Source organism: Bacteroidota bacterium, assembly GCA_018698135.1.
In the GTDB taxonomy this organism is placed as follows: Bacteria; Bacteroidota; Bacteroidia; order CAILMK01; family JAAYUY01; genus JABINZ01.
Genome location: JABINZ010000273.1, coordinates 1 through 6,069 on the forward strand (window position 1 = coordinate 1; position 6,069 = coordinate 6,069).

Here is a 6,069-nt window from a genome sequence, read left to right on the forward strand (position 1 = left end):
AACTCTTGACGGTCTTTTTCCCCTTACCGTTTCGTTTGTTGCCTTTATCACGCTCGTTCTCGTCTAGATGTTCTTCCATCTCAGCTTGCAGAGCTTTCTCAATAAAATTCTTCAATAATGGAGCAAACGCTCCATCTTTTGCAAAAAGCGACTTCCCACTCTTAAACTGTTCTAGCGCTTTTTCTTCTAAATTGTCTAAATAGTTCTGATCCATAATCAAATTTACGATTTTGGACAGAGTTTAATTTACACCCTCAAGGGAATCGTTAATGTCGTTTCATTTTGTAGTTGGAAATAATAATGGCCTTTCTTAAGTAATTTCAAAGAGATTATTTCAATTTCGCTTTTCAAAAGTCCTTTTGATACTACTTTACCTTCAACATCAATAATTACATAAGATGAAGCAACAAAGTCTTTCCCAAACTCCAATGTCAAATAATTTGTAGCTGGATTTGGATATAAACTTACATGACCATGTGCATTCTCATGAATTGAAACGCTCGGATCCTTTTTAGTGCTAAATTTCCACGTATTACTCCACTGTCCCCAGATAACTCCATTTGAAGCTCTTACCCGCCAGAAATAGTCTGTTGAAGGTGTTAATGTAGTCAATACAGCTTCTGAATTGCCTTTTATATATGATTGCGGATTAATAGTAAAATCCTGACTGGAATCAATCTCAATTTCATATTTGCTTGCGCCAAAAGCATCACTCCATTCAAAAGTCAATGATGCAAACTCCTGATTTTTTGAATTATAAGAAGGCATCTGCAAAACAAAGTTTTCCAAAGAATTTGTTGTGAAACTCCATACAGAACTAAAGGATCCCCAATTTGTACCATCCGATGCCCTAACACGCCAGTAGTAGGTTTTATCAGGATCTAACTTTGTCATGGTATAATCTGAAGAAACAACTGCAATGGTTTGTTGACTACCTGTAAAAGTAGAATTCGAATCAATTTCAAATTCATAATTGGTAGCACCAAAAGCATCCATCCAATCAAATTTTATAGTTTCATAATTAATTTCAGTATCATTATTTGATGGAGAAAGCAGTTTTATATCATTTAGTTGGGCTTGATCATTACCTAAAATTCGTGCAATGGCAATATCTTTTTTGCTATAGCCCACAACCACAATTTTATTGTCCGTTTGAATGGCCAGATCGTAGCATTCATTAAGACTATTGTTATCGAACTTAAACGCTAATTTCCCATCTGTATCAAAACTAGTATCCAAAGATTCATCTGCATTAATGCGAACAATTGCAAACTCTTTACTGGCAGAGTTACCTGTTGAACCGGCCATCACAAATTTCCCATTATCGTCTTCCTTAATTCCATAGGCAATGTCATCCAACAGAGTTCCATAATCCGCTTTAGCTGACCAAGCGCCAACACCACCATCTTCCTCTGCTTCAAAAACAGAAAAATCATAATAGATAGAAGTTATCGAACCTCCTCCTGCAATTAACATTTTGTTATTTGACTTTAACAACATCGCATAAGCTCTATCATTTCCATTAAAATTACCATTGTAAACATTCACACCATCTAATGAAAACGTATTATCCATGCTTCCATCCGCATTAATCCTACAGGCCCAATAATCTGAGCTCCATTGCATAGAAGGAAAATCTCGCCAGCCCACTGCAGATATTTTTCCATTAGGCTGAACAGCTAAATCCTCGACAGAAAAGTAGTATTGATAATCCAAACTTGTTATCCATAATAATCGAATTCCATTTGCATTAAAGGTTGTATCCAAAGAACCATTGCTGAGGTAACGAGCAACTACAGGTTTCGAATTTGTTGAGTTGATAATAGTAGTTCCTCCTACGATTATTTTTCCTGTTAAGTGATGAATTTTGGCCACATGAATTTCGTCTTGTTGAGAAGCTTCAAAATCGGTTAATACAACTCCATTGCTTCCAAAACTACTATCAATAATACCATTCGTATGATACCTAACCAAAGCCGCATCTTTACTACTCCCATTATCGCTATAACCTGCAAGAATTAATTTGCCGTCTGTCTGAAGAGATAGACTATATGCCACATCGTCACTTCCTAATTGCAAGTCAGTTTTAACAATACCATTCAACCCAAATGTACTATCATACGTTCCATCTGTTTTGAGGCGAATACAAAAGAAATCTTTCCCGCTCACAGAACTACTCGCATATCCAGCCACTACAATTTTCCCATCTGCTTGTATAACAACACTATTTGCAACATCCTGCTGTCCGACAATACCAATTAGTAATTTTCCATTAATACCAAAATCAGGATCAAGAGTGCCAGCAGGTTGAGAAAACAACCCTATTGACAATAACATAATAATTCCTGTGAGCAGCTGTTTCATCTATTTATATTTTAAGAAATTGATATGAAAATTTAATTGATATTACCACTAAAAAGAAGTTCAGCAGTTCACTATGCAATTTACGAGATTTCACGTTTAGGGAAAAGAAAAAAAGACTAATAAATAGCAAATCAGAAGTGTCTAATTTCTACATACTAATCCACTGTCTGGCCATTTGACCAGTTATTTAAATTTGGATTTGATGGTGATTTCTTATTTACCAAATACGTGATTATCGCTCACGTGAAAGGTTGTATAAAAATTAAGGAAATTATCCTTTAAATCACCAAGAAAATCAAGAAACTCGGCAGCTCTGTTTGACAATTCTTTATTCGCATTGTCAAGTTTTATGCCTTCCTCAGAACCTTGTGCTGAACCGTTCAGCTCAACAATCTTGTTTCTTAAAATTTTATAATCTTTGATTAATCGATCAGCAACCTCCCTATAGACAATTATTTTGTTCTGATATTGCTCAATTTCCGACATAAACTCTTCGTTTGAGTAATACTTCACCATTTTGTCGAGGTTCTCCTGTAAGATAACTAGTTCATCTTTGTGAAGACGGATCTTATTGATCCACAGTCTCTGATCGAAATGCAACTCGTTAACATCTGTAGCAGAGCTAACAGTCTCGCTTCCGTTTACAATCATATGTTGAATATCATTTTTAAAACATGAAAAACTCACTAATAAGACAATTCAATTTAGTGATAATTAATGATTTAGGAGAATTAATTTGCATTTAGCAGTAATATGTATGAATACTGCGTTTGATAATATTTTTCCTAAACATGAACCGATTTGGATGCAATTTCTTTACCACTTTGGAATGCTTTGATATTTTTTTGAACGATATCTTCACCTTTTTTTCCAAAGATTGCCCGCATTGCCTCTTCATATTCAGCATCTTCAAATCCCAGGAAGAGAGAAGCGGCACCAAGAATCACCATATTGGCACTACGAATCGTACCTGATTCCTTAGCCAACTTTTCTGCATCGATAAGAACGTGTTGTGGTTGTGTTCTGATAATTTTATGAATTTCCTCAACATCCGGATAATTAGATACATTTTTGAAAGGGGTTTCATTGGTAACGATCCATCCTGTTTCTGAAAGCCATGGGAGGTAGCGTAGCGATTCTAATGGCTCAACAGAAAGAATCATATCTGCCTTTCCCTTTGGGATAAGATCAGATGCAACTGGCTTATCAGAAATACGCAAATGTGAAGAAACATCTCCTCCTCGCTGACTCATACCATGTACTTCAGATTGCTTTAAAAACAAATCCTTTTTTACAGCAATGTAACCAATAACTGTTGCGATGGAAAGAATTCCCTGCCCTCCTACTCCGGCTAAAATTATATCTTTTTTCATGCTATCTATATTGTGCTATTATATAAGATTTATATTTTCACCTCAGCTGCTTTTAAGGCTGCCTTGGCTTTCAACTTACTACCAATTGTTTGAATACACTCTCTGCGTGGAATCACTACAGAAACTCCTTGATAAGCTAACTCTTCTTTAATTGCTTTAACATTTTCTTCGTGGTATTTTTTCAATGGAGTTAACACACGAATATGTGCCTCTTCAACGCCAATACCTTTGCAAATTTGCTCAATTTTACCTAGTCCGGCAGATGGTTGACCACCAGTCATTCCTGTTGTTTCATTGTCAAGAATTAAAACTGTGATAGGTGATTTATCATTCACTGCATCTAATAAACCGGTTATGCCTGAATGTGTAAAAGTGCTATCACCAATAACGGCAACAGCAGGTATTTCTCCAGCATCAGCTAATCCTTTTGCCATTGTAATAGATGCACCCATATCTACACAAGAATTGATACTATGAAAAGGTGGTAATGCAGCCAATGTATAACAACCAATATCTGCCATAACCCGACCTTTAGAATAGTCGCTAAGCGCCTCGTTCAAAGCAACATACGAGTCTATATGTGAACAGCCTGGACAAAAAGATGGAGGACGACTTACTACAATATCGGGCACTTCGGCACCAAATTTTTCATTTAAATTTAAAGCTTTGGCAACAATATTTGAATTCAATTCACCATCTCGTGGAACAGTACCATCCAAACGTCCTTGAATTTTCTTGCCTTTGGCCAACATGCCATTTAATAGCTCCTCAACAATCGGATAACCATCTTCTAAAACAAGTATCTCATCGCAATCATTGTATAGTCTATTAACCAATTCGGTTGGAATAGGATATTGCGATATTTTTAATAAAGGGTGAGGCACTTTCTGATCTTCAAAATTTTCAACCAGATAGTTATAAGCTAGCCCACAAGCAATAATACCAAGCTTTTTATCATTCCCATCAATATATTGATTAAGACCTGAGTGAACACTTTCTTTTTCCAGATCGTTTTGCTTAGCTAACAAATCCTTGTATTGCTTTCTTGCGATTGAAGGAAGCAGAACATATTGTCTTAAATTCCCGGGAAGTTTCAGTAAGTTCTGCTCTCTTATCTCTTTTCGTTGAACACCAGCTCTTGAATGTGCTAAACGTGTTGTAATCCGGAATAACACAGGAATGGAAAACCTTTCTGATAACTCATAAGCATAATGAACCATATCATAAGCTTCTTGCTGACTTGATGGTTCAAAAACAGGCATCAAAGAAAATTTTCCATAATACCTTGAATCCTGCTCATTTTGAGAGGAATGCATACTGGGATCATCAGCAACAACAATGATTAAGCCTCCATTGGCACCTGTAATGGTTGAATTCATGAATGGATCGGCAGCTACATTCAAACCCACATGCTTCATGCATGCCATGGCTCTTTTTCCTGCATATGACATTCCCATAGCCATTTCCAATGCTGTTTTTTCATTGACAGCCCATTGGTATTTCACACCCAGTTCCTTCGCTTCTTGATTACGTTCTACGTATTCGGTAATTTCTGTTGAGGGTGTACCTGGATAGGCATATATCCCACTTAAACCTGCATCTATTGCTCCTTGCGCAATAGCCTCATCTCCTAACAATAACAGTTTTTGCATCAGACTTTATAATTTAAATTGATGATCCAATATTTTTTGAGTTCAGCAAAAGTAGTGAATATTTGAATTTCTGCATTGCCAACTGATAGGTTTGTGGCAAGCAAAAAAAAACTCCTTCAGATTTTCCGAAGGAGTTTGTATTTTAAAAGATAAACTATCTATTTCTTTTTACAACAGCTTGTCTTAGGACAAGTCTTTGTTTCTGGACAGCTCGTTTTTGTAGATGCCAATGCTGGCTTATAGCCTAATTTTTCAATTGATTTCTTAATAGTTTCTACAGTCGTTTTTGATGGATTGTATGTTACAGTAACCAATTTTTTCTCGACATTAACAACACAGTCCTTTACGCCTTTTTCATAAGCCATTGCTTTTCCAATTTTTTCCTTGCAACTATTGCAGGTAACATCTACTGAATAAGTGACTTTTTTATACTTTGTATCAGTTTTTGTAGAAGTTTGGGCAACTGATAAATTTGCTATCATCACTGAAAATAAAGTCAGTGTTAATATGGCTGTGATTCTGATTTTTTTCATATTTAATAATGAAGTTGTTCAAAGTTGACGCAATAAAATTACTGTAAAAGCCAATAGATGCAATGCTTTCCAATGAGTTTTGTTTGTTTCAAAACGTACCAGAATTGCCTTGTAAGCATCCAACCAAGCATTTGTCCTTTCTATAAC

6 protein-coding genes are annotated in these 6,069 nt (G+C 35.9%); all 6 read right to left on the reverse strand.

Features of this window, described 5'->3' with window-relative positions; genetic code table 11:
- The coding region (locus HOG71_16765; GenBank protein MBT5992501.1) for an IS256 family transposase at window positions 1-214 on the reverse strand (214 nt) is incomplete at its 3' end.
- A gap of 32 nt (window positions 215-246) precedes the next feature.
- Complete coding sequence (locus HOG71_16770) at window positions 247-2,364, reverse strand: T9SS type A sorting domain-containing protein (protein ID MBT5992502.1); 2,118 nt, start codon at window positions 2,362-2,364, stop codon at window positions 247-249.
- A 213-nt stretch (window positions 2,365-2,577) separates the two neighbouring features.
- The gene (locus HOG71_16775; GenBank protein MBT5992503.1) at window positions 2,578-3,051 is read right to left on the reverse strand and encodes a hypothetical protein; all 474 of its coding nucleotides are present in this window, start codon (window positions 3,049-3,051) and stop codon (window positions 2,578-2,580) included.
- Between the two features lie 98 nt (window positions 3,052-3,149).
- Window positions 3,150-3,737, reverse strand: coding sequence for an indolepyruvate oxidoreductase subunit beta (locus HOG71_16780; GenBank protein ID MBT5992504.1), 588 nt, complete (start codon window positions 3,735-3,737; stop codon window positions 3,150-3,152).
- 29 nt (window positions 3,738-3,766) lie between these two features.
- Window positions 3,767-5,389, reverse strand: coding sequence for an indolepyruvate ferredoxin oxidoreductase (locus HOG71_16785; GenBank protein MBT5992505.1), 1,623 nt, complete (start codon window positions 5,387-5,389; stop codon window positions 3,767-3,769).
- A gap of 158 nt (window positions 5,390-5,547) precedes the next feature.
- Window positions 5,548-5,922: a heavy-metal-associated domain-containing protein gene (locus HOG71_16790; protein ID MBT5992506.1), complete on the reverse strand. Its 375-nt coding sequence runs from the start codon at window positions 5,920-5,922 to the stop codon at window positions 5,548-5,550.
- Between the last annotated feature and the right edge of the window lie 147 nt (window positions 5,923-6,069).